Raw genomic sequence first — 22,894 nt, forward strand, 5'->3', positions numbered from 1 at the left:
AACAGAACAAGGGGATTCACGATGGAGCTCGGCCTTGTCGGTCTCGGCAAGATGGGCGGCAACATGCGCCAGCGGATCCGCAACGCCGGCCACACCGTGGTCGGCTTCGACCACAACCAGGAGATCTCCGACGCCAAGGACCTGGCCGACATGGTCGGGAAGCTGACCGCGACGGACCAGCCGAAGGTCGTCTGGGTGATGGTCCCGGTGCAGGCGATCGACCCGGTCGTCACCGAGCTGGCCGAGCTGCTGTCGCCCGGCGACATCGTGATCGACGGCGGTAACAGCCGCTGGACCGACGACACCCGGCGCGCGGCCCAGCTCGCCGAGAAGGACATCAAGTTCGTCGACTGCGGTGTCTCCGGCGGCGTCTGGGGTCTGGAGAACGGGTACGCCCTGATGTGCGGGGGCGACAAGGACACCGTCGCCACCGTGATGCCGGTCTTCGAGGCGCTCAAGCCCGAGGGCGAGTTCGGTTTCGTGCACGCCGGCAAGGTCGGCGCGGGCCACTTCTCGAAGATGGTCCACAACGGCATCGAGTACGGGATCATGCAGGCGTACGCCGAGGGCTACGAGCTGCTCGAGGCCGCGGATGTCGTCGACAACGTGCCGGAGGCGTTCCGCTCCTGGCGCGAGGGCACCGTGATCCGGTCCTGGCTGCTCGACCTGCTGGTCAACGCACTCGAGGACGACACCCACCTGGAGAAGATCCGCGGGTATGCCGACGACTCCGGTGAAGGCCGCTGGACCGTCGAGGCCGCGATCGATCACGCCGTACCGGTGCCGGCCATCGCGGCGGCGCTGTTCGCGCGGTTCGCGTCCCGGCAGGACGACTCGCCGGCGATGAAGGCGATCGCCGCGATGCGCAACCAGTTCGGTGGGCACGCGGTCAAGGGCGCCGACGCGGCCGACCCGTCGTACGCGACACCGCCGATCAAGCACTGAGGTGTATGTCACCGCCCTGGGTCTGCTCGACTTCCGGTCCTACCAGCAGGCGGAGGTCGAGCTCGCTCCGGGCGTGACGGCCTTCGTCGGGCCCAACGGGCACGGCAAGACCAACCTGGTCGAGGCGATCCACTACACCGCGACGCTGGGTTCGCACCGGGTGGCCACCGACGCACCGCTGGTGCGGGCCGGTGCCACCCGCGCGATCTTGCGGACCGAGATCAAGAGCCAGTACGACCGCGACGTCGTGGTCGAGCTGGAAATCAATCCTGGGAAGGCAAACCGGGCCCGGATCAACCGATCGCCGGTACCGCGGCCGCGGGAAGTGCTCGGATTGCTCCGGACGGTGCTGTTCGCGCCGGAGGATCTTGCGCTGGTGAAGGGCGATCCGTCGGAACGGCGGCGGTTCCTGGACGAGCTGTTGACTCTGCGCACGCCGCGGATGGCCGGCGTTCGCTCGGACTACGACCGGGTGCTGAAGCAACGGAACTCGTTGCTGCGCAGCGCTTCACAGGCTCGTCGGCAGAACCGGACCAGCGCCGCCGAGGGACAGCTGCGCACCCTCGAGGTGTGGGACTCGAACCTGGCTCGCACCGGCGCCGAGTTGCTGGCGACGCGGTTGGAGCTGCTGGAAGCCCTGCGTCCGTTGACAGCCGACGCGTACGACGCAGTTGCCCGAGGCAAGGGTGATGCGCGGCTCGAGTACAAGTCGTCGGTTCCGCTCGAACCCGGTGTCACGTCCCGCGAACAGCTTGCCGAGGTCATCCTCGCGACCGTCCACGAGAAGCGTCAGGACGAGCTGGATCGCGGGGTGTCGCTGGTCGGCCCGCACCGCGACGACGTCGTACTGGGTCTCGGGGACTTGCCTGCGAAGGGGTATGCGAGTCACGGTGAGTCCTGGTCGTATGCACTCGCGCTGCGGCTGGCGTCGTACGAGCTGCTGCGGGCGGACGGGGGTGAACCGGTGCTGATCCTGGACGACGTGTTCGCCGAGCTCGACACCAGTCGCCGGAACCGGCTGGCCGAGCTGGTGGCCCCGGCCGAGCAAGTGCTGGTGACTGCCGCGGTGGGTGCGGACGTGCCCGCTGAGCTCAGTGGAGTGCGTTTCGACGTCGGTGACGGGACCGTCCGTCGTGCCTGAACCCCGGAATTCCTCTGAGAGCGACCCTGAGAGCGAGGTCGCTCCGGAGCTACCGGTGGACGAAGAGCACGACAAGCAGGGACTGGACCTGGCGAAATCCCTCGCCGGCCGGCTCAAGCAGCAGGCGGCGAACGGCGGCTTCAAGCCGGTCAAGCGCCGCCGTCGGCCGCGGATCGAGGGCGCCCAGGTCAGCGGCGCCCGCCCCGACGACCGCGATCCGCAGAAGCTGACCAACACCCTCGGCCGGCTGATGCGCGACCAGGGCTGGGAGGTGGACGTCGCCGTACATGGTGTGATGGCGCGCTGGCCGTCCATCGTCGGACCCGAAACCGCCCAGCACTGCACGCCGGAGTCATACGAGAACAACATCCTCACCGTCCGGACCTCGTCCACCGCCTGGGCGACCCAGCTCAAACTCCTCGCCCCCGACCTCGTCCGCCGCCTGAACGCCGAACTCGGCGACGGCACCGTCACCCAGGTCAACGTCCAGGGCCCGCACGCCCCCAGCTGGCGCCGCGGCCCCCGCACCGTCCGCGGCGGCCGAGGCCCCCGCGACACCTACGGCTGACACATCAGGTTCCCGAACGAATAGTCGGCCCTCCGGATGCCCTAGGATCTTGCGCGATGCGCACCCTGGTCGATGGCTTCCGCGAGATGGTCCAGCTGATCGGAGACACCTTCCGGCTCTGGTGGCGGAATCTGCTGCCTCTGACCACTTGGTGGCTGGTCGGTTATGTCGGCTTCAAGGCCGGTACGCGGGCCGCTATCTGGCTGGACGAGCACGCGCACGGCAGCTTGGGCGTCGGTGTCTTCGCGGTCGGTGTGCTGATCCAGATCACCGCCTCGATCGGCATGATCCGGACCTGTGCGAGTTCGCTGTACCGCTGGCGTGACGCCGCCCGGAACAAGTCCGAGGAGACCTCGGACCCGACGCAGCAGGGCTTCATGGAGCTGGTGGCGCTCACGCTGCTGCCGTTGGTCGCGGTCTGGTCGGCGTGGGGCTTCCTCGAGCAGCAGGTCACCGAGCTGTCGGCCAGCAACGGCGTGGAGCGCGGCATGCAGGCCGGCGCGGCATTCTTCGAGCTGAACAACGGCGCCTGGCACAAGTACCTGCCGGCGATCTTCATCCTGCTGGTACTGCGGCGGGCACTGCAGGCGATCGACGACAAGTGGCCGAGTCGGCCGGTCAAGTTCGTCCAGGTGTGGGCCGAGTCGTTCTTCCTGCTGCTGACCGTGGTCGTGTCCTCGTACGCGATCAGCGACGCCAAGGACTGGTTCAAGGACCGGAGCTTCTGGTACTGGTCGGTGGACTGGTGGGATGCGTGGAAGGGCTTCTGGGAAGGGATCAACATCCCGCTGCCCGCCGGCATCCAGTTCCTCTGGGGATTCACCTGGGAGACCCTCTGGCCGCTGTTCAAGATGGGGGTCGCCGAGCCGCTGACCTGGCTGGCGATCACGACCGTGGTCTTCGGGCACCGGGTCCTGTCCAGCCACGGCGTCTTCACCGGGACCGGGCTGGAGCGCCGGCTCGGTGGCCGCGTCAGCCCGGAGGCACCGCAGCCGAACCGTTTCGTCGCGCTGACCAACAAGGCGCCGGATCTTGTCCTCGGCGGATTCCGGGAGAAGTTCTACCCGACGCTGAACGCGTTCCGCCTGCTGGTCCGGGTCGGTCCGGTCTTCCTCGGCGTGGTCTGCATGCTCTACACGGTCTGGCTGCTCGGTGACGACTGGCTGTTCGTCCTGGTTCAGCGCGCGATCGGGATCCACGGTCTGCGCTGGGGCCTGATGAACCACGAGATCGCGGACCTGATCCGCAGCCTGATCTTCGAGCCGATCCGGATCGCCTTGCTGGCGGCGGCGTTCGACCTCTGCATCTCGGTCGGCAGTGAGCGCCGGGCCGAGCAGGCGGCCGCGGCCAAGGTGCCGGCGACCGCCTGATCCACCGCGGTCAGACGGTGATCAGGAACCGCTCGTAGTCGTCGCGGTTGACGATCACGACACCCTGCAGGTGCGACAGCGCCTCTTTCGGTACGACGAAGACCTGCGCGAGCTTGTACGGCTTGTTCCGGACCACCGGGTGGTCACTGTCCGAGCAGCTCGTCGGTATGACGAACTTGTAGGCGCTGGTGGCCTGCCAGTTGTTCCCGCGGTCGTCCCGCAGCGATGCGAAACAGTGGAAGCCGTCCTTCTTCAGCCGGAACCCGTCGAGCGCAGTGACGCGCAGCTGGGCCACGACGATGACCGAGCCGGCCGGTTGGTCGATCGAGATCTCCTCACCCTCGGTGTCGACCAGCCGGGTGTAGACGGTCATCGAGTCCAGCTGCCAGCTGAGCCCGCCGACGGTCACCGGCCCCTTGTCGACGACGTGGTTGATCGCACCGTCGTTGAAGTTCTGCTCGGGGTCACCGAGGTAGGTCCGCAGCATCAGGAAGCAGCTGGTGGCCAGCAGAACCAGCAGCAACGAGATCTGGGCCGCCAGCCGGGCAGCCCGGTTCGCGCCCTTCATGAGGCCACCCGGGTTTCCCGCTCGGGGATCTGGTAGAGGTCCGCGGCGCCGTCGACGAGTCGCTGAGCGCTCTCCTCACCGGGGATGCCGAGGTCGACCGACACCATCCGGTTCAGCACGTTCCAGAGCTGTCCCGGCCGGACCTGGAGCGTCAGACCTTTGAGCTCGGCCGGATCCACCTCGAACACGATCGCTCCGGAGACGGTGAATCCGGAAGCGCCAAACTCGATCCCGGAGTACGTCAGCGGGATCGGGGCGAACACAGCGCCCCCGTCCGAGACCAGCTTGGGCCCCGGGTTGTCCGGTTTGTCGACGCCCGGCGTGGTCTGCCACTCCAGCGCGACGAAGACACCGTTGGTCTCGATCGGCTTGTCGTCGGACTGCGAGTTCGCATCCAGTACCGACTTGGCCAGCTGCATCCGCACCACCGTGATCGACGCCTGCTTCCCGAACTCGAGCGGCTGGCCGATCGTGCCACTGCTGACCATCATGTTCTGTTCCTCGAACACCTGGTCCGGTGTCGCCAGGCGGGTCAGCCCGCCGATCAGGATGAAGAGAACGCCGACCAGGATGGTCGCGGGGCGGTAGAGCTTCACTCCTACTTCTCCTCCTTGACGACCACGGTCGGCTTCATCCGAACGACCGCGGCCGCCTTCGGCTGCTGCCAGTACGGGTCCTCGTTCGCACCGATCAGCCCGTTGTCGGAGATGTACTGCTCACCGAGGATGCCGACCTCGATCTGGTCGGCGGCGAAGTCCGGCTCGATCTCGAACTTGGTGAAACAGCTCTCCGGCGGCAGGCCGGGCACGATCACCCAGCCGGTCTCACCGCGGCAACTGGCACCGTTGGACTTCACCAGATCCGCGCCGCCGCCCGGAACCATCCGCAGTACCTCGTTCCGGACCGAGGTACTGGTGTGTTCCTCGGTGTCGATGTTGCGGACGTCGAAGTAGACCCGCAGCTCGGCCTTGGCGGCGGAGTACTCGGTCTTCGGCTCCCGGATGATCTCGGCCTTGGTGAAGCTGAACTCGAACCGACCGGCCGCCACCGTCGCCGGTGCGTCATAGGTCGGGACGGCCCGGCCGACCCGCTGCTTCCAGCCGCCGGTGGCCAGCACCAGCAGCGCCGCGGCGATGACGACGCCGATGACGATCAGCCAGGTCCGCCGGTGCCGGCGGATCACCCGGTCGGCGATCAGGTCGTCGATGACGTCGTCGAGACTCTCCACGGCAGCGATCCTAAGGGGCAGCGGGTGCGCGCGGGGCGGTCTGGACCGGTCCGTGGCCACCTCGCCGTACCGAGTCAGTGGTCAAACGACCGGAGGCCACTGAGCGCCCGTGAGCGCTTTCCGGCCCCCCACCCGCGAGAGGGGACATGGCGAGGAGGGCGAAAAGACGCCCTGAGGTGAGTTTCAGGCGGCTGGTGGCAGGTTCTGCTTCGGTCGACGGGTAAGATGGACCCAGTACGACGAGCCGTGCCCCTAACAACACTGTAGAGGCGGCTTCCACTGTGCCGCGATGCCTCGCGAACGCGGGGTCCGAGGAGGACAACAGCCGGTGACCGACGAGCCGACCGAGATCGACGAAACAACGTCCGCAGACAGCACCGGCATCGCAGAAGCAGCAGTACCAGAAGAAGCACTGCTGACCGAGATCCAGTCCAGCGTCGTCGAGAAGGAGTACGACGCCAGCGCGATCCAGGTCCTCGAAGGTCTCGACGCAGTCCGCAAGCGGCCCGGTATGTATATCGGATCGACCGGTGAGCGGGGACTGCACCACCTGGTCTACGAGGTGGTCGACAACGCGGTGGACGAGGCGCTGGCCGGGTTCTGCGACAAGATCGTCATCACCCTGCTCCCCGACGGCGGCGTCCGGGTCGTCGACAACGGCCGTGGTATCCCGGTCGACATCGTCGAGTCCGAGGGCAAGCCGGCCGTCACGGTCGTGCTGACCGTCCTGCACGCCGGCGGCAAGTTCGGCGGCGGCGGGTACAAGGTCTCCGGTGGTCTGCACGGCGTGGGTGTGTCCGTCGTGAACGCGCTGTCCAGCCGGCTCCAGGTCGACGTCCACAAGAACGCGAAGGTCTACACCCAGTCCTTCACCGTCGGCGTCCCGGACGCCGACCTGGCCGAGGTCGGGACGTCGGACTCCGACGGCACCACGATCACCTTCTGGCCGAGCGCCGACGTCTTCGAGACGACGGTCTACTCGTACGAGACGCTGACCACCCGCTTCCGCGAGTACGCGTTCCTGAACAAGGGCCTCGAGCTGGTCATCCGCGACGAGCGGCCGGACCACACCGAGGACGGCAACCCGGTGGAGCAGTCCTTCAAGTACGACGCGGGCCTGGTCGACTACGTCAAGTACCTGACCGGCATCCGCGAGACCGTGCACCGCGACGTGATCGCGTTCGAGGCCGCCCAGGCCGACAACTCGCTCAGCCTCGAGGTCGCGATGCAGTGGAGCGGTTCCTTCCAGGAGTCCGTGCACACCTTCGCGAACACGATCAACACCCACGAGGGCGGCACCCACGAAGAGGGCTTCCGGGCCGCACTCACCTCACTGGTCAACTCGTTCGGCGAGGACCAGGGCATGATCAAGAAGAAGGAGGACAGGCTCACCGGTGACGACATCCGGGAGGGCCTGACCGCGATCATCTCGGTCAAGCTGGGCAACCCGCAGTTCGAGGGCCAGACCAAGACCAAGCTCGGCAACACCGAGGTCAAGGGTTTCGTCCAGCGGGTCGTGAACGACCGGCTCGGCGCCTGGTTCGAGCAGAACCCGCAGGAGGGCCGCGAGATCATCCGCAAGGCCACCGCGGCCGCGAGTGCCCGGATCGCCGCCCGCAAGGCGCGCGACCTGGCCCGCAACCGCAAGGGTCTGCTGGGTGGCGGCGGGCTGCCGGGCAAGCTGTCCGATTGCCAGTCGACCAACCCGGAGGAGTGCGAGGTCTACATCGTCGAGGGTGACTCGGCCGGTGGCTCCGCGAAGGGTGGCCGGGATCCGAAGTACCAGGCGATCCTGCCGATCCGGGGCAAGATCCTGAACGTCGAGAAGGCCCGGATCGACCGCGTTCTGCAGAACAACGAAGTACTGGCGATCATCTCCGCCCTCGGGACCGGTATCCACGAGGACTTCGACGAGGAGAAGCTGCGGTACCACAAGATCGTGATCATGGCCGACGCCGATGTCGACGGCCAGCACATCCGGACGCTGCTGCTCACCCTGCTGTTCCGGTTCATGCGGCCGCTGATCGAGCGTGGTCACGTCTACGCCGCGCAGCCGCCGCTGTACAAGATCCGCTGGAGCAACCAGCCGCACGAGCTGGCCTACACCGAGCGGGAGAAGGACGGCCTGCTCGAGGCCGGTGTCGAGGCCGGCAAGAAGCTGCCCAAGGACAACGCCATCCAGCGCTACAAGGGTCTGGGTGAGATGAACGCGCAGGAGCTGTGGGAGACCACGATGGACCCGGCCAACCGGGTGCTGCTGCAGATCACCCTGGACGATGCCGCCCGGGCCGACGAGACCTTCGCCACCCTGATGGGTGACGACATCGAGGCCCGCCGGAACTTCATCCAGCGCAACGCCAAGGACGTCCGGTTCCTTGACATCTGAGTGCCGCGGCCCCGCAGGTGTGGGGCCGCGATCACTCCAGCGCCGACTTCAGCGACGTACGACGTCTGACACGAACGGGACGAGCATCAGATGACCGAGACCCCCATTTCTCCTGGACACGACCGGATCGAGCCCCTCGATCTGCAGACGGAGATGCAGCAGTCGTACCTCGACTACGCGATGGCCGTCATCGTCGGCCGCGCGCTGCCCGAGGTGCGCGACGGCCTCAAGCCGGTGCACCGCCGGATCCTCTACGCCATGTACGACGGCGGCTACCGGCCGGACCGCGGTTTCTCCAAGTGCTCGCGCGTCGTCGGTGACGTGATGGGTCAGTACCACCCGCACGGTGACTCCGCGATCTACGACACCCTGGTCCGGCTCGCGCAGCCGTGGGTGATGCGGGCGCCGATGATCCAGGGCCAGGGCAACTTCGGTTCGCCGGGTAACGACCCGGCGGCCGCGATGCGGTACACCGAGTGCCGGCTGGCCCCGCTGGCGATGGAGATGGTGCGCGACATCGACCAGGAGACGGTCGACTTCCGCCCCAACTACGACGGCCGCTCGCAGGAGCCGGTGATCCTGCCCAGCCGCTTCCCGAACTTGCTGGTGAATGGCTCGGCCGGCATCGCGGTCGGGATGGCGACCCAGATCCCGCCGCACAACCTGCGCGAGGTCGCGGCCGCGGCGAACTGGTGCCTGGAGAACCCGGACGCCACCCAGGAAGAAGTCCTTGCCGCGTGCATGGAGCACATCAAGGGCCCGGACTTCCCGAACGGCGCTCTGATCGTCGGCTACAAGGGCATCGACGACGCCTACCGCACCGGTCGTGGCTCGGTCACGATGCGCGCGGTGGTCGACATCGAGGAGGACGCCAAGGGCCGGACCAGCCTGGTTGTCAGCCAGCTGCCGTACATGGTGAACCCGGACAACCTGGCGCAGAAGATCGCCGAGCTGGTGAACACCGGCAAGATGACCGGCATCGCCGACATCCGCGACGACACCTCGTCCCGGACCGGCCAGCGCCTGGTGATCGTGCTCAAGCGTGACGCCCAGCCGCGCGTCGTACTGAACAACCTCTACAAGCACACCCAGCTGCAGGACACCTTCGGCTGCAACATGCTGGCGCTGGTCGACGGCGTACCGCGCACGCTCAGCCTCGACCTGTTCATCACGCACTGGATCGACCACCAGATCGAGGTCATCCAGCGGCGGACCCGGTACCGCCTGCGCGAGGCCGAGAAGAACGCGCACATCTTCCGCGGATACGTGAAGGCGCTGGACGCGCTGGACGAGGTCATCGCGCTGATCCGCCGCAGCCCCGACGTGGAAGACGCGCGCCAGGGCCTGATGAGCCTGCTGGAGATCGACGAGATCCAGGCCCAGGCGATCCTCGACATGCAGCTGCGCCGGCTGGCCGCCCTGGAGCGGCAGAAGATCGTCGACCGGCTCACCGAGCTCGAAGCGATCATCTCCGACCTCGAGGACATCCTGGCCGACCCGGTCCGGCAGCGGAACATCGTCCGCGACGAGCTGGCCGAGATCGTCGAGCGGTACGGCGACGAGCGTCGTACCGAGATCATCGCGGCCGACGGCGACCTGTCCGTCCAGGACCTGGTCCCGGACGAGGACGTCGTGGTCACCATCACCCGCGGCGGCTACGCGAAGCGGACCAAGGCCGACCTGTACCGGACGCAGAACCGCGGCGGCAAGGGCGTTCGCGGTGCGCAGTTGCGGGCCGAGGACGAGATCAACCACTTCTTCGCCACCACCAACCACCACTGGATGCTGTTCTTCACCACCAAGGGCCGGGTCTACCGGGCCAAGGTGTGGCAGCTGCCGGAGTCGGCGCGCGACGCCAAGGGTTCGCACGTGGCCGGGCTGCTCTCCTTCCAGCCGGACGAGGACATCGCGCAGGTGCTGACGCTGCGCGACTACGAGCAGTCCGACTACCTGGTGCTCGCGACCAAGAAGGGCCTGGTCAAGAAGACGGCCCTGACCGACTACGACTCGGCCCGGCAGAGCGGCATCATCGCGGTCAACTTCCGCGAGGACGACGACGAGCTGATCGGCGCCGACGTGGCCAGTGCGGCCGACGACCTGCTGCTGGTCTCGCGCAAGGGCCAGTCGATCCGCTTCACCGCGAACGACGAGCAGCTCCGCCCGATGGGCCGGGCCACCTCCGGTGTGACCGGCATGAAGTTCCGCGAGGGTGACGAGCTGCTGTCGATGTCGGTCATCCGGGCCGGCGACGACGAGGAAGCGCAGTACGTCTTCACCGTCACCGACGCCGGGTACGCCAAGCGGTCGCAGGTGTCGCAGTACCGGCAGCAGGGTCGCGGCGGACTCGGCATCAAGGCGGTCAAGCTGAACGACGAGCGCGGCTCGCTGGTCGGCGCGATCATCGTCGTCGACGAGGACCAGGTGCTGGCGATCAAGGCCAGCGGCCAGGTCGTCCGCAGCCGGGTCGACAGCGTGCCGGTCAAGGGCCGGGACACGATGGGCGTCCGGTTCGCCGGGGTCGGCGAGTCCGATGCCGTGGTCGCGATCGCCCGGAACACCGACCTGACCGTCGAGGGCGCCGAGGGTGCCGAAGAGGCCGAGGGCGTCGAGGCGGCCGTGTCCCAGGATGTGGACGCTTCGACAACCGAAACCCCGTCTGGGAGCGTCAGTACTACCGACGAGCGTTCGACGGATGTGAACGGCGCGGCTACCGTCGAAGACGACGAAGCCGGCCAGGAGGGTAACTGATGACCAACCGCGCGAGGCCGACCTGGCCCGAAGGTGCGGACAGCTCCAAGTCTCAGCGCCCCGCGCAGGGCGGGAAGCAGTCCACACCGGCCACTCCGACCTCCAACGGTCAATCCGGCAACGGCCGCCCCAGTGGCAACGGCCGGGCCGCCACGCCGCCGCCGAGCACGCAGCGTCCGGCCAGCGAACTCCGCCCGCAGCAGCAGCGACCGGGCGGCACGGCCGGAGCGCCGGCCCGTCCCGCACAGCAGCCGCCGGTCCGTCCGGCGGCCCAGCCGAGCACCGCCCGGCCCACTCAGGCACCCAGTACGCCGGGCCGCCCGGAACCGTGGTCGCCGACCGCGACCCCGGCTGCGGGTAAGCCTGCTGATGGCGGATCGTCGTACGGGCTGACTGGGCGCAGTGACAAGCCGGGGACCTTCGGCGGTAAGACCGAGTCGTTCGGTGACAAGGTGAGTGCGGCCCGTCAGGCCGTCCTCGACAAGGCCGCCGCTGTCACCAGCAAGTCCGACAGTGAGAGCGTCGAGCTCGGGGACGCCAAGGCGTCCGCGAAGGGCCAGACCCGCAAGGCCCGGCTGCGGATGTCCCGGATCGACCCGTGGTCGGTCATGAAGACGGCGTTCCTGCTCTCGATCGCCTTCGGCATCGTCACCTGGGTCGCGGTCTTCATCGTCTGGTCCGCGATCGGCGCCGCCGGCGTCTTCGAGAACATCAACAGCACCGTCACCGAGGTCCTCGGCAACCCGAACACCGAGCCGTTCCGGATCGAGAACTACATCAACACCGGCAAGGTGATGGGTTTCACCACCCTCCTCGCCTGCGCCGATGTGCTGATCATCACGGCCCTGGCCACCCTCGGATCCTTCCTCTACAACATCGCCGCCACCCTCCTCGGCGGCCTCGAAGTCACGCTCGCCTCAGAGGACTGAGCCGTTGCGGCCGGGCCCTGGTGGGCCCGGCCGGAACCGGTTTGGGAGACAGGCACCTGGTGCGGTAATCTCTCCCAGGTTCGACCCCGTAGATACGGGCCTATAGCTCAGTTGGTTAGAGCGCTGCCCTGATAAGGCAGAGGTCACTGGTTCAAATCCAGTTAGGCCCACCAGATCGTGAAACCCCCGATCCGAGGAGTCCCGGTGCTGAGAAAGATCCTGCTGGTGCTGCTGGCCGGCATCGGTGGATACTTCGCTTACAAGAAGACCCAGCAGTCCCGCGCCGACAAGGACCTCTGGGCCGAGGCCGTCGACCCGGTCACCCCGGGCCGCTGACCACCCCACCACGGGGGCGTAGCTCAACTGGCAGAGCACTGCCTTTGCAAGGCAGGGGTTAGGGGTTCAAGTCCCCTCGTCTCCACGAAGTCGATAGGCGACCCGTGTCCGCGGAAAGCGCGGACCGGGTCGCCTTCGTCGTGTTGTGCGGCTGCGCTTCGCTTGCCGCAGGCGGGGGCTTCGCCACCCGCACCCCCTACGGGTCTCGCTTCGCTCGCCCTGCTGGGGCTGGGCGCCGCGGTTGGGATCTTCCCTAGCGGCAGCTACGCCCACTCCTTCGTCGCGTGCTACGCAGCCGCCCCACCCACCCCGAGTGCCTGCGCGCTATCGCGCGCGTTGCGGGCTGCCGCCCGCGGGTGACTGCGGGTGGTCGGCGGCTGATGCGGGCGGGACGTGACAGTCGGCGAGTCAGGCGAGCACGGGGGGTGGGGGAATCATCATGAAGCTCATGCTCATGCTCGTGGCGGGCGGCGAGCCGACTCTTGACGTGCGCCGCGCATTCGTCGTGGGCGGGGCGTGAGAGGCTTCTGGCCGTGGACGCAGATGCCTGGCGGCGAACACTGCAGGCTGCTGCCGACGGCTTGGAGCTGCGGCCGCCCGCCGATGCTGGCGAGATCGCGGCCGTCGAGCTTCGACTGGGTATCGGGCTTCCAGCCGAGCTGCGCGGACTGTATGAGGCGACGGACGGCATCTTGGACAAGCCGGGCGAGTGGTTCGTGATGTGGCGACTTGGCGATGTTGCGCGCTGGAACCTTGAGGCCTGGAACGGATGGGAGTCCGGGGATCGGCGGAGGCTTCTCGGCTTCGGTGACGACGGCACGGGAGCTCCCTTCTGTGTCGCACTGGACGGGGAACCCACCATCTTCATTTGGTCGCCGATCGAGCAGGAAGCCCGAGCACTCGCACCGAACCTTCGCGAGTTCTGGTTGGGTTGGCTATCTGGGCAGATCACGACCTGAGGTGCCGTCCCGCTTCGGTCCGCCTGGTCGAGCTCCGAGATCCGGCTGTGGCGCGCCGAAGGCCTTGTGGGGTGGCGCCCGCGGTGACTGTTCGTGGGTGCGGCTAGCCGGTTGCGCGTTGGATGGCGTTCTGGAGGTCTGACAGGCTCTCTGGGTGGGCCATCTTCAGGTTCGCGAGATCGCTGGGGCGGAACCAGCGAAGGTCGTCGTGCTCGTCGGGTGCGGCGTTGACAGGTTCTCCGTTCCAGCGCGTGATGAGGAACGCGTGCACGGCGAGGGTCGGATCGCTGACTGTCATCGGGATGGGTAGCGGGTCGTGGATGTGGATACCGAGTTCTTCGAGGCATTCGCGACTGACGGCTTGGTGAGGCAGTTCGCCCGACTCGACATGTCCGCCGGCGGAGAAGCTCCAGGAATCGGGATACCACCGACGCGATGGATGGCGATGCACGAGGAGTACGAGACCGTCGCGCACAAGGACAGCGACTGAGATCGGGATCCGGGCAACCATGGCGGCACTCTAAGCGCGAGCGCACTCTCGTGCTGACGGGAAGATGCGGGTGAGCGCTCGCGGCGTCGCCGTACGATGGCGCGATGGGTTTTGCTGCTGGGCGGTCGATTGCTCGTCGGGATGTGCACCTCAACGGGATGATTGCGGCGGTGCAGACTACGCGGGTCGTGCGGGATGACGCGGAGGCGTTGCTGACCTGGACTGCGGCCGGGTCGGACTGCATGCTGCGGGGCACTCGGGACGGCGCGTTGATTCGGAAGATGTCGCTGGCGGAGCGGGACCGTACGCCGTCCATGCTTTGGCCGCGGCTGTGGGAAGGTCGGCACGTGTTGATCCGCACCGAACCCGGGGCTGACCATTCGGTGTGGTGGTTCTTCGACCTGGAGATGCGGTTCGAAGGCTGGTACGTGAACCTGGAGTCGCCAGTACGTCGTTGGTCGGCCGGGATCGACGTCCTCGATCACGCGCTCGACATCCTGGTCGCGCCCGATCGCAACTGGTCGCTGAAGGACGAGGACGAACTGGCCGAGCGTGTCGACCATCCGGCGTACTGGACGGCAGCCGAGGCGGATCGCATTCGCGCCGCCGGCGAGCGCATTACCGGCGACATCGAGGCCGGCCGCTTCCCGTTCGACGGCCGGTACACGGACTTCCGTCCCGACCCGTCGTGGCGACCCGCCGACCTGCCGCCGTACTGGGACACCGAGGTGGCGTTCGGCTGACCTTCGCTTTCAGGTTGGCTGGTTCAGGGTGTGGCGGTGGAGGGTTAGTCCTGGTGGGGCTAGCTGGATTAGGTCTTGGACGGTTAGGACTTGGTGGGGGCTTAGCCATTCTTGGCTTGGTTTGTGGAGGGCCCAGCCGGCTCCGAGGGTTACGGCTGGTGGGTGTTGTTGCCTTGGGGGTTGCGCCAGACGAGGACGGTTCCTGGGAGGTCGTCGTGGCCTTCGGGGGGTGGCGAAGCAAGAGGTTGCGCTTCCGTTGGCTGAGGGGTTTCCTCTGCTGCCTTTGGCGAAGGTTCCGCTGAGGGGTTGGGCTTGGGGGAGGATGGCTGAGGCGGCGTGCCAGATCTCGTTGGGTACGGACAGGCGTTGGCAAGGGTGTTGCCATTCGCTGACGACTCGTTTGAGGACGGCTTCTCGGTGAGGCTCGACGAGGGTTGGCCACCAGACGAAATGGTGTCCGTCGGCCTGGTCGCGTAGTACCTGGGCGTCGAGGAGGTCCGCCCAATCGGTGATGGTGGGTACTGCTCCTCGGCCGTGTCTTGCCTGGGCTCGGATGAGCTCGGCGCGTACGTCGCGCGGCTGAGCGTGGAACGCGTCTTCGTCGAGCCAGACGACTTCTAGGTCATTGGCGAGGTTCCAGAGCTCGTAGGTGTCGCGGAGCTCGGGTGACAGGGCGGGGCTTTCGGGTATGAGCTTGAGTTCGGCCGCTTCGGTGGGGGTTAGGAAGAAGGGCTGACGGGGCGGCGCGAGCCAGCCGGCCCAGCGTTGAAGCAGTGACGGGTCGACCTCGATGCCTAGCACGTCCACCGCTCCCACAGTACAAGTCGGGGCGACAGGTGATCAGGAAAGCGTTGGTGGACCGAGTAGGTCGGTCAGTGGGGATCGGATGTCGGCGGGGTAGAGACCCAGGTCGTCGAACTTGTCGGGTCCGACCCACATCAGTTCGGAGATGTTGTTGGGGGTCTGGGCTTCGGCTTCGTCGCCGGACAGGGCTGGGGTGCCGGTGACTTCGGTCATCAGGAAGTACGACGCGGGTCTGCCGTTGTGTTGGCCGGTCCACAGGAGGCGGTCGACTCGGGCGATGAGGGTGGTTTCCTCGGTCAGCTCTCGTAGGGCTGCTGTCTCGGGGGTCTCGCCTGGTTCGACGTGGCCGCCGGGTAGTACGGCGTAGTGGTGGCCGGGGCAGTCGGGAGTGTTGTGGGCGCTGGCCTCGCACATGACGCAGGCGCCGGCTGACTGGTGTCGCAGGTAGCGCTTGATCACGAGGGCGCGGGGACCGTCGACGACAACGGCGGCTGCTCTTGGAATCGGCATGGAGTGGAGACTGCCAGGGCGGTCCGACAGAACGGACCGCCGTACGGCGTGGATTCGTTCTATGCCTGGGGTGGGCCGTGGGGGTGGAGTCGTTTGTCCAGCCAGCGGGGCCATTTGGGCCAACGGGTGTCCCATTCGAGTTGCCAGGCGCGGTTGGCGAAGTCGATGGGGTCGAGGTCGGTGTCTGGTTGGCCGGCTTCGGCGCTGTGTTGTCTCAGGAGTTGGCGCAGCTTGGTGGGGTTGGTTTCGTCGGTGAGTTCGAGGACGACCTCGTGGTTGGCTGTCGTCGTCATCCTGATGACCTGGCCGGTGTCTGTCAGGGCGGCGATGTATTCGCCGTCGACGACGTCGGCTGCTTCCATCCAGCCTTCGGCAGCGGCGAGGGACTGGAAGATGTGCACCTCGGAGTCGTCGAACAGGAACACGAGTCGCGGATCGTTGCTCACGACCACATCATCGCGGTGATGCGGAAGGTTGGCTATGTACGAAGAGTTGGTGGCGGAACTTGTTGCCGAGGCGCAGCGGGACGAGGAGGTGGTGGGCGTCCTGCTGACGGGGTCGGTGGCTCGGGGGGATGCGTTGGCGGGGACTGATGTCGATCTGCGGGTGATTCTTGGGGACGGGGTGAGTCGGCCGGCGTTGCATGAGGTGCGGGGTGGGGTGCCGGTTGAGTGGGGGTACGCCGATGAGCGGGGCGCTCGGGAGGCGTTGGAGAAGGCTCCGATGCACGTGTATGCGTACTTGGATGGGCGGATCCTCCACGACCCGGCTGGAGTTCTGTCGCGGTTGCGGCAGCAGGCTGTGCAGCGGTTCGAGGGGTACCGGGTCTCCGAGGTGGAGCGAGCCGAGCTGGAGAGGAATCTTCGGTATCCGGCGGAGAAGATCCGGGTCGCTGTCGCGGGCGGAGACTTGTTGAAGGCCGCGTTTGTTGCGTCGACTACGTCTTGGTTTCTGATCGAAGGCCTGTGGGCGGCGAACGACCGGCCGTTGCCGCCGAACAGCTCGGTGCGGCCGCATCTTCGGGATCTGGCGGGACCTCCGGACGTCGAGAGCCTGTACGGCGAACTGTTCCTGGCGGACGCGGAGCGGCGGGTCGAGGTGGCGCTGTTCTTATGTGACTGGGTTCTCGGCGAGCTCGGGGAGGGACGGCCAGCGGTGTGAGGCCCAGGCTGACCAGGTGGGGTGGTCCGGTGGGGCGGGCGCGAGGTGGGTGCCGTCTAGTTCGGCTTGGTCCGGGGGTTCGAAGACGGTTCGCCACTCGGCCAGTTCGGCATCGCTGATGGTGAAGGTCTGGTCGGGGGTCGTGGTGAACCGGTGCATGATGCGTTGGCGTTGTTCCTCGGCGTCGATGGGGAGGTAGACGACTTGGCATCGGGCGCCCACGGCGGCGGCGATCCAGCGCAGGGCTGTACGTTCGTCCTTGCTCCAGAAGCCGAAGTCGAGGATGACGTTGGTACCGAGCTGGGCGGTGCGCATGCCGATCTCGATCAACTTGCCTTCGACGAGGTCGCGCCGGTCCTCCGGATTCTCGTAGTCGAATAACAAGATCTGCCACTCGTCGGTGGTGAGGCGGAGGGCCGGGGCCTCGAGCTCCAATTGTTTGGCGTGCGTGGTTTTGCCCGCGCCGGGCAGGCCGACGATCAAGTAGACAGTGGCGCGCATACGAGCGTTCACTCCTCGTCGAGTGGGTGTAGGTCGGTGGGGGTCAACACCCAGTGGAAGCCGTACTTCGGGGTGGCGGACCGGTCGATGCGGTCCGGGGCGAAGTACTCGGCGATCAGGTCTTGGAGGCGTTGGTTGAACTCGACGGCGCGGGCGTATGGGACTCGGCCGCCGTGTTCGCCGGAGGCTTGGACGAAGGTGGGGCCGAACATGCCGGCTTGCGAGTCCGCGAACGCCTGTTGGTAGTCGTAGGTCGTGCGCCCCGGGAGCACGGTGACGTCGTCGGTGGCTGGTTGCGGCGTACCGAGGTAGTCGACGCCCAGCGGCGTTCGCACCCAGAGATGGTCCGTTTGCGCGACAAGACCGGCCGCCGCCAGCTTCTCGACGTACCAGAGCACTCGCGCATCCGTGACCTGCAGATCGTCGGCGAGCTGGCTCACTGAGCGGGGTGAATCGAGCTGACGGACGATGTCCCGCGGGAGCGCGGAGTCCAAAGAGTCCAAGGCAGGTGGCTGGAGTAGTTGTTTGCGGAGGAGGGTGATCGTGGTTTCGTAGCGGGCCAGCCCGTCGGGGGTGTCGATGTCCCACGCGCCGAGTTCGCTGCCGCTGACGGTGTAGCCGAGGCGTTCATACAGGGCTTGCGGGCGAGGGCTCGCGTCGTCGATGCCCAGTTCGGCGAAGGTGATGCCTCGGGCGCGGATGTTGTGTTCGAGCGCTCTGATGAGGATCGTGCCGATACCGCAGGACTGGAACGGGCCCAGGACTGTGAGTTGGTAGATCGTCGCTCCGCCGGCCGGCTTCGTGTAGTCAACGGCTCCGTAGCCCAGCGGTTGGCCGGACGGTCCGCAGACGGCCAGGTAGTCGACCTCGCCGACCTGGGCGCGGGCCAGTTCCTTGACCATCGCCGTGAGCTTTGATGGAGACTCCCCCAAGGTCGGCAGATCCTCGAGCGTCAGGTCGCGAACGGTCACTGGCACGACAACCTTGGACATGCATCGCACGCTATGGGTTGCCGCTCGTCCTCGCCACGCGTTTATCGGTCGGTCTGAATCCAGCGGTGGTGGTCGGGTGGGTTCACGTTGCTGCCGCAGATGATGGTGGCTACTCGGCGGCCGGCGAAGCGGGTGGGGTTTTCGAGGAGGGCGGCCAGGCCTAGGGCGGCGGAGGGTTCGGCGACGAGGCCGGCGTGGGTGTGGAGCAGTCGGACGCCGGCGATGATCGACGACTCTTCGACTAGTACGGCGTCATCGGCGACCTGCAGGAGGTCGGCCAGTACTTCGGGGATCGGGCGCCGGCCGGCGACGCCGTCCGCGATGGTGTTGGCGGACTCGGTGGTGACGACGCGCTGCTCGCGGAAGGACAACGTCATCGCCGGAGCGCCCGCCGGTTGGACGCAGACGACCTCGATGCCGGGGGCAAGGTCCTTCAGGACGTGACCGATGCCGGTCGCCATCGCGCCGCCGCCGAGGGCAATGAGGACGGTGTCGAAGGGTATGTCGACCAACTCCAGGCCGATTGTGGCTGCGCCTTCGCAGGTTTCGAGGTCGAGGCTGTCCTCGACGAGTCGGATGCCGGTCGAGCGAGCGATCTCGGCGGCGCGGTCCCGGGCCAGCTCGTGGTCGCCGTCGACCAATTCGAGGGTCGCGCCGAGGGCGCGGATGCGGTCGAGTTTGGCGGGGGTCGCGAACCGGGACGCGACGACGGTGATGTCGAGACCGCGTTTGCGGGCGGACCAGGCGAGGGCCTGGCCGAGGTTGCCGGCGCTGGCGCAGACCGCGGCGTCGCCGGTCAGTTGAGCGGCGACGAGTTCGGTACCGCGGCCCTTGAAGCTGCGGACCGGGTTCGCGGTCTCGAGCTTGATGCTGACCGAGCAGCCGAGTTCCGGTTCGAGCGCTTCGCATTCGTAGAGCGGCGTATCGAGGAAGACCGGGTCGATGACCTCGCGGGCAGCACGGATCCGGGCGGTGTCCAGGCGGGTCGGCACGGCCTCAGAATCTCACGCGAAAGTCGCAGTAATTGCGGAAGCAAGCCCGCCGCAATTGTTCCTACCGTTGGGGACATGACGACAAACACGGAGATCCAGCCCTTCACCATCGAGATCCCGCAGACCGAGGTCGACGACCTGCGGGCCCGGCTGCGGTCGGCGCGCTGGCCGGTCACGCCGGCGGTCGACGACTGGAGCCGCGGGGTTCCGGTCGGCTACCTGCGGGAGCTCGCGGCGTACTGGGCCGACGACTACGACTGGCGCGCCGCCGAGGCCGCGCTGAACTCGATCCCGCAGTTCACCACCGAGATCGCCGGGCAGCGGATCCACTTCTTCCACCAGAAGTCGGCCGAGCCGAACGCCCTGCCGCTGATCCTGACGCACGGCTGGCCGGGGTCGCCGGTCGAGTTCCAGGCGATGATCGGCCGGCTGACCGACCCGGTCGCGTACGGCGGCAATGCGGCCGACGCCTTCGATGTCGTCGTACCGTCGCTGCCCGGGTATGGGTTCTCGACCCCGCTCGGCCCGGCCGGGTTCAACCTGTTCGGGGTCGCGCAGATGTGGGCCGAGCTGATGAGCCGGCTTGGCTATGACCGGTACGCCGCGCATGGCACCGACGCCGGATCCGGCGTGACCGGGATGTTGACGATGATCGATGCCGCGCACGTGGTTGGGGCGCATCTGGCCGGTGTGATCGCGGCGGCGCCGTTCGGTGGGCCGGTGTCGACCGAGGGGTTGTCGGAGTCGGACAAGACTCGAGCTGAGGCCTTCAATCGGTATCTCGAGGATGGGCTCGGGTACCTGACTCTGCAGTCGACGCGGCCGCAGACGCTGGCGTATGGGCTGAATGATTCGCCGATCGGGCAGCTTGCCTGGATCGTGGAGAAGTTCGCCGAGTGGACCGACCCCGCGCACAAACTGCCGGAAGAGGCGGTCGACCGCGACCAGTTGCTGACCAACGTGAGCCTGTACTGGTTCACCGGCTCAGGTGCCTCGTCAGCCCATGCCGTGTACGACGGCATGCAGGCGTGGAAGGCGATGCTCGCCCAGCAGTCCGGCGGCGACTGGGGTTCCGATGAAGCCGGTGCTGCCTGGGGAACGGCGACCCCGCCACCTACCGGTGTCGCGGTGTTCGGTGCGGAGACGGCGATCAAGAGCCTGGTCGACCCGGCCGGCGCGATGACGCACTGGACCGAGTACGACCGCGGCGGCCACTTCGCCGCAATGGAGGTCCCCGACCTGCTCGCCGGCGACCTGCAGAACTTCTTCCGCCGGCTGCGGTAGAGGGGGCGGACCGCCCACACTCACCAAGCGCCTTCGGCGGCGGTTATCGGCCGCCAGTTGAGCGTGGCGGCGGGGGTGCCACCGGGGTTGATGAGTGGTGGCGGTCCGCGATCACCGGGCACCCGGGGCGCGGCCTCCTGGTTCGAGAGGGCGCGCGGCGGATTGACCCTGGGTGTGGCGTGGGCCGGGTGGTTCGGGAGGGTGCGGCGGAGTGGCCGGGTGTGGTGGGTGGGCCGGGAGGGTGCGGCGGAGTGGTTGGGCGTGGTGGTGGGTCGGGTGGTTCAAGGGGGTGTGGCTGAGTGGTCCGGTTGACTCGGGAGGGGCGGGGGTGGGCCGGTTGGGGTTTGAAGGTGGGGTGGATTGGATCTGGGCGGGACTGCCGGAGGCGGGCAGGGTGGGGTGTTGGTCGAGGGTGGGAGTTTGGATGTATGTGCCTGCGCATTTTGGTGCTGGGGATGACGAGGTTGAGGAGTTGTTGGGTCGGCGTGGGGCGGCTGATCTGGTGACGATGACGGATGGCGGGTTGTTGGCGACGATGTTGCCGTTTGTGTATGACGCTGAGCGGAAGGTGCTGCGGGGGCATCTTGCTCGGAACAACGAGCAGTGGCAGCGGCCGGTGATTGGTGAGGCGCTGGTGATCATGCGCGGGGTGGACTCGTACGTCTCCCCCAGTTGGTACGCCGCCAAGCGGGAGCACGGGCGCGTCGTCCCGACCTGGAACTACGTGACCGCGCACGTGTACGGCGTACTGACCGTGCACGACGATCCGGTCTGGGTCGTCGACCTCGTACGGCGGTTGACGGATCTGCATGAGGGGGCGCGCGCTGAGCCGTGGTCGGTGGATGATGCGCCGGAGAAGTTCGTGAACGGGCAGTTGCGAGCGATCGTCGGGGTCGAGGTCGCGATCACGCGGGTCGAGGCGAAGGTGAAGTTGTCGCAGAACCGGTCGGCCGCGGATGTGGACGGGGTGATCGCTGGATTGCGGGCGGACGGGAAAGAGCAAGCGGCGTCTGCGGTCGAGGAGCATCGGACGTAACGTCGGGCAGCGCTCGGGCCAAGTACTTCCGACTGCGACGGAAGGACGGACGTGACTCAGATTGCCGAGATCGGGCGGGACCCGGATGCGTTCGAGGCGTTCTACACCGAGCACATCGAGCGGATCCAGCGGTTCGTGGCGCGGCGGGTGGATGATCCGTACCTGGCTGCGGATCTGACCGCGGATGTGTTCCTGGCGGCGATCGACGCGGCGGCCGGGTACCGGGCGAACCTCGGGACGCCGGTCGGGTGGCTGTACGGGATCGCCCGGAACGTGGTGTCCGCGGAGAAGCGACGGCATGCTCGCGAGCTGCGCGCAAACCAGCGGATCTCGGGCCGGCGGCTGCTCACCGCGGACGACGTCACCCGGCTGGAGGAGCGGATCGACGCCGAGGCGTCGGCGCGGGCGCTGCTGCGGGCGATGGACGAGTTACCGGACGGTGAACGCGCGGCGCTGGAGTTGGTCGCGCTCGACGGCCTCTCCCCGGCCGACGCTGCCCAGGTGCTCGGCATCCGGCTCACCGCGTTCCGCGTCCGCTTGCACCGGGCGCGTGGCCGGCTCAGGTCGCAGTCACTCCATCTGGCACCGACTCCCACGGAGATGACCTCATGAACACCTTCGAAGACAAACTGCTGGCTGAGCTCCGCACGGTCGTCGCCGAGCGGCCGGTCGACATCCGCCGCAAGCGCCCGAAGCGGCTGCTGGCCGGGGTCGCCGCTTGCCTGACACTCGCGGCCGGTACGGCGGTCGCCGTACCGATGCTCGGTGGTGAGCAGACGACCTCACCGGCCTACGCCGTGACGACGGAGGCGGACGGCAAGGTCCGGGTACGGATCTACAACTTCACCGATGCCGCAGGGCTCGAGAAGCGGATCCGAGCCGCTGGTGTCCGGGCGGAGGTGACGATCCTGCCGCCGGGCAAGAAGTGTCGCAGGACTCCGGCACCCGTCATCCACGAGGTGCGAGGCGCGGTGCTGAACTCGGCTCAGGTAGCCACGTCCAAGCCCGGCGACGTCCGACTGAGCTTGATCCTCGATCCAGCGAAGTTTCGTGATCACACGCTGCTGCTCGAGCTGATCGACGACGGCAGGTTCAGCGGTACCACCGGGCCGAAACGTGCGCAGACCGGGAGTTTCGGCCCCTGCGTGCTGGTGGACCGCTAGACACACCAGCGCAAAAGATCGTTGCCCTCGGCACCTTCAT

Annotated in this window: 24 protein-coding genes and 2 tRNA genes; 17 read left to right on the top strand and 9 right to left on the bottom strand. The window is 67.4% G+C overall.

Going from position 1 to position 22,894, the window contains the following annotated elements; genetic code table 11:
• The first annotated feature begins 21 nt into the window (after positions 1–21).
• From gnd to ABD231_RS32545, 4 genes are read left to right on the top strand one after another with little or no spacing between them, the layout of a single operon-like run.
• A complete protein-coding gene (gnd, locus tag ABD231_RS32530) occupies positions 22–945 on the top strand; it encodes a phosphogluconate dehydrogenase (NAD(+)-dependent, decarboxylating) (RefSeq protein ID WP_344160633.1) in 924 nt (307 codons plus the stop codon).
• 1 nt (position 946) lies between these two features.
• Positions 947–2,086: a DNA replication/repair protein RecF gene (gene recF, locus ABD231_RS32535; protein WP_344160636.1), complete on the top strand. Its 1,140-nt coding sequence runs from the start codon at positions 947–949 to the stop codon at positions 2,084–2,086.
• A gap of 55 nt (positions 2,087–2,141) precedes the next feature.
• Positions 2,142–2,654, top strand: coding sequence for a DciA family protein (locus tag ABD231_RS32540; RefSeq protein WP_344160638.1), 513 nt, complete (start codon positions 2,142–2,144; stop codon positions 2,652–2,654).
• 56 nt (positions 2,655–2,710) lie between these two features.
• Entirely contained in the window at positions 2,711–4,024 is a 1,314-nt protein-coding gene (locus ABD231_RS32545) for a hypothetical protein (protein ID WP_344160641.1), read from the top strand.
• Between the two features lie 10 nt (positions 4,025–4,034).
• Here ABD231_RS32545 and ABD231_RS32550 read toward each other — a convergent pair whose 3' ends face one another.
• Genes ABD231_RS32550 through ABD231_RS32560 form a run of 3 tightly spaced genes read right to left on the bottom strand, consistent with a single transcriptional unit; the run spans position 4,035 to position 5,820 of the window.
• Positions 4,035–4,592: a hypothetical protein gene (locus ABD231_RS32550; protein ID WP_344160643.1), complete on the bottom strand. Its 558-nt coding sequence runs from the start codon at positions 4,590–4,592 to the stop codon at positions 4,035–4,037.
• Positions 4,589–5,188: a hypothetical protein gene (locus ABD231_RS32555; RefSeq protein ID WP_344160646.1), complete on the bottom strand. Its 600-nt coding sequence runs from the start codon at positions 5,186–5,188 to the stop codon at positions 4,589–4,591. Before ABD231_RS32555 ends, ABD231_RS32550 begins: the two co-directional genes overlap by 4 nt.
• Positions 5,189–5,190: 2 nt before the next feature.
• A complete protein-coding gene (locus ABD231_RS32560; RefSeq protein ID WP_344160649.1) occupies positions 5,191–5,820 on the bottom strand; it encodes a hypothetical protein in 630 nt (209 codons plus the stop codon).
• A 289-nt stretch (positions 5,821–6,109) separates the two neighbouring features.
• On the opposite strand from ABD231_RS32560, the gene gyrB reads away from it, so the two are divergent.
• The 7 genes from gyrB to ABD231_RS32595 all read left to right on the top strand — a co-directional run bounded on the left by gyrB (position 6,110) and on the right by ABD231_RS32595 (position 13,178).
• The gene (gene gyrB / locus ABD231_RS32565; RefSeq protein WP_380151740.1) at positions 6,110–8,206 is read left to right on the top strand and encodes a DNA topoisomerase (ATP-hydrolyzing) subunit B; all 2,097 of its coding nucleotides are present in this window, start codon (positions 6,110–6,112) and stop codon (positions 8,204–8,206) included.
• A gap of 153 nt (positions 8,207–8,359) precedes the next feature.
• Positions 8,360–10,954 carry a DNA gyrase subunit A gene (gyrA, locus tag ABD231_RS32570; protein WP_425554235.1) on the top strand — a complete coding sequence of 865 codons (2,595 nt, stop codon included), beginning with the start codon at positions 8,360–8,362 and terminating at the stop codon, positions 10,952–10,954.
• Entirely contained in the window at positions 10,954–11,883 is a 930-nt protein-coding gene (locus ABD231_RS32575; protein WP_344160656.1) for a DUF3566 domain-containing protein, read from the top strand. Before gyrA ends, ABD231_RS32575 begins: the two co-directional genes overlap by 1 nt.
• Positions 11,884–11,979: 96 nt before the next feature.
• Positions 11,980–12,056 (top strand) — tRNA-Ile (locus ABD231_RS32580).
• A gap of 31 nt (positions 12,057–12,087) precedes the next feature.
• On the top strand, positions 12,088–12,219 hold the full coding sequence (locus ABD231_RS32585) for a DLW-39 family protein (RefSeq protein WP_238176512.1): 132 nt from the start codon (positions 12,088–12,090) through the stop codon (positions 12,217–12,219).
• Positions 12,220–12,231: 12 nt separating this feature from the next.
• Positions 12,232–12,304, top strand: a tRNA-Ala gene (locus ABD231_RS32590).
• A gap of 448 nt (positions 12,305–12,752) precedes the next feature.
• Complete coding sequence (locus ABD231_RS32595) at positions 12,753–13,178, top strand: SMI1/KNR4 family protein (protein ID WP_344160659.1); 426 nt, start codon at positions 12,753–12,755, stop codon at positions 13,176–13,178.
• 103 nt (positions 13,179–13,281) lie between these two features.
• Here the strand turns inward: ABD231_RS32595 and ABD231_RS32600 are convergent, their stop codons facing one another.
• Positions 13,282–13,689 (bottom strand): NUDIX domain-containing protein, encoded by a 408-nt coding sequence (locus tag ABD231_RS32600; RefSeq protein ID WP_344160662.1) that lies wholly within the window; start codon positions 13,687–13,689, stop codon positions 13,282–13,284.
• A gap of 83 nt (positions 13,690–13,772) precedes the next feature.
• On the opposite strand from ABD231_RS32600, the gene ABD231_RS32605 reads away from it, so the two are divergent.
• The gene (locus ABD231_RS32605) at positions 13,773–14,411 is read left to right on the top strand and encodes a ribonuclease FAU-1 family protein (protein ID WP_344160665.1); all 639 of its coding nucleotides are present in this window, start codon (positions 13,773–13,775) and stop codon (positions 14,409–14,411) included.
• A gap of 840 nt (positions 14,412–15,251) precedes the next feature.
• Here ABD231_RS32605 and ABD231_RS32610 read toward each other — a convergent pair.
• Complete coding sequence (locus ABD231_RS32610; protein WP_344160668.1) at positions 15,252–15,725, bottom strand: NUDIX hydrolase; 474 nt, start codon at positions 15,723–15,725, stop codon at positions 15,252–15,254.
• Between the two features lie 59 nt (positions 15,726–15,784).
• Positions 15,785–16,171 (bottom strand): hypothetical protein, encoded by a 387-nt coding sequence (locus ABD231_RS32615; protein ID WP_344160671.1) that lies wholly within the window; start codon positions 16,169–16,171, stop codon positions 15,785–15,787.
• 34 nt (positions 16,172–16,205) lie between these two features.
• Here ABD231_RS32615 and ABD231_RS32620 point away from each other — a divergent pair, with 34 nt between their 5' ends.
• Positions 16,206–16,886, top strand: coding sequence for a nucleotidyltransferase domain-containing protein (locus tag ABD231_RS32620; RefSeq protein WP_344160674.1), 681 nt, complete (start codon positions 16,206–16,208; stop codon positions 16,884–16,886).
• Here ABD231_RS32620 and ABD231_RS32625 read toward each other — a convergent pair.
• The 3 genes from ABD231_RS32625 to ABD231_RS32635 are packed head-to-tail and all read right to left on the bottom strand — an operon-like array spanning position 16,836 to position 19,371.
• Positions 16,836–17,387, bottom strand: a complete 552-nt coding sequence (locus ABD231_RS32625; protein ID WP_344160677.1) for a P-loop nucleotide/nucleoside kinase family protein — start codon at positions 17,385–17,387, stop codon at positions 16,836–16,838. The two genes, ABD231_RS32620 and ABD231_RS32625, sit on opposite strands and share 51 nt — an antisense overlap.
• Before the next feature lie 8 nt (positions 17,388–17,395).
• Complete coding sequence (locus ABD231_RS32630) at positions 17,396–18,379, bottom strand: GNAT family N-acetyltransferase (RefSeq protein ID WP_344160680.1); 984 nt, start codon at positions 18,377–18,379, stop codon at positions 17,396–17,398.
• A gap of 41 nt (positions 18,380–18,420) precedes the next feature.
• Positions 18,421–19,371, bottom strand: a complete 951-nt coding sequence (locus ABD231_RS32635; RefSeq protein WP_344160683.1) for a threonine ammonia-lyase — start codon at positions 19,369–19,371, stop codon at positions 18,421–18,423.
• A 75-nt stretch (positions 19,372–19,446) separates the two neighbouring features.
• Here ABD231_RS32635 and ABD231_RS32640 point away from each other — a divergent pair, with 75 nt between their 5' ends.
• From ABD231_RS32640 to ABD231_RS32655, 4 genes are all read left to right on the top strand, one after another.
• Positions 19,447–20,655: an epoxide hydrolase family protein gene (locus ABD231_RS32640; RefSeq protein ID WP_344160686.1), complete on the top strand. Its 1,209-nt coding sequence runs from the start codon at positions 19,447–19,449 to the stop codon at positions 20,653–20,655.
• Positions 20,656–21,079: 424 nt separating this feature from the next.
• On the top strand, positions 21,080–21,691 hold the full coding sequence (locus ABD231_RS32645; RefSeq protein WP_344160689.1) for an FMN-binding negative transcriptional regulator: 612 nt from the start codon (positions 21,080–21,082) through the stop codon (positions 21,689–21,691).
• 51 nt (positions 21,692–21,742) lie between these two features.
• Positions 21,743–22,303 carry an RNA polymerase sigma factor gene (locus tag ABD231_RS32650; protein WP_344160692.1) on the top strand — a complete coding sequence of 187 codons (561 nt, stop codon included), beginning with the start codon at positions 21,743–21,745 and terminating at the stop codon, positions 22,301–22,303.
• A complete protein-coding gene (locus ABD231_RS32655; protein WP_344160695.1) occupies positions 22,300–22,854 on the top strand; it encodes a hypothetical protein in 555 nt (184 codons plus the stop codon). Before ABD231_RS32650 ends, ABD231_RS32655 begins: the two co-directional genes overlap by 4 nt.
• Positions 22,855–22,894: the final 40 nt, after the last annotated feature.

The sequence above is a fragment of the Kribbella yunnanensis genome (assembly GCF_039529655.1).
GTDB lineage: Bacteria > Actinomycetota > Actinomycetes > Propionibacteriales > Kribbellaceae > Kribbella > Kribbella yunnanensis.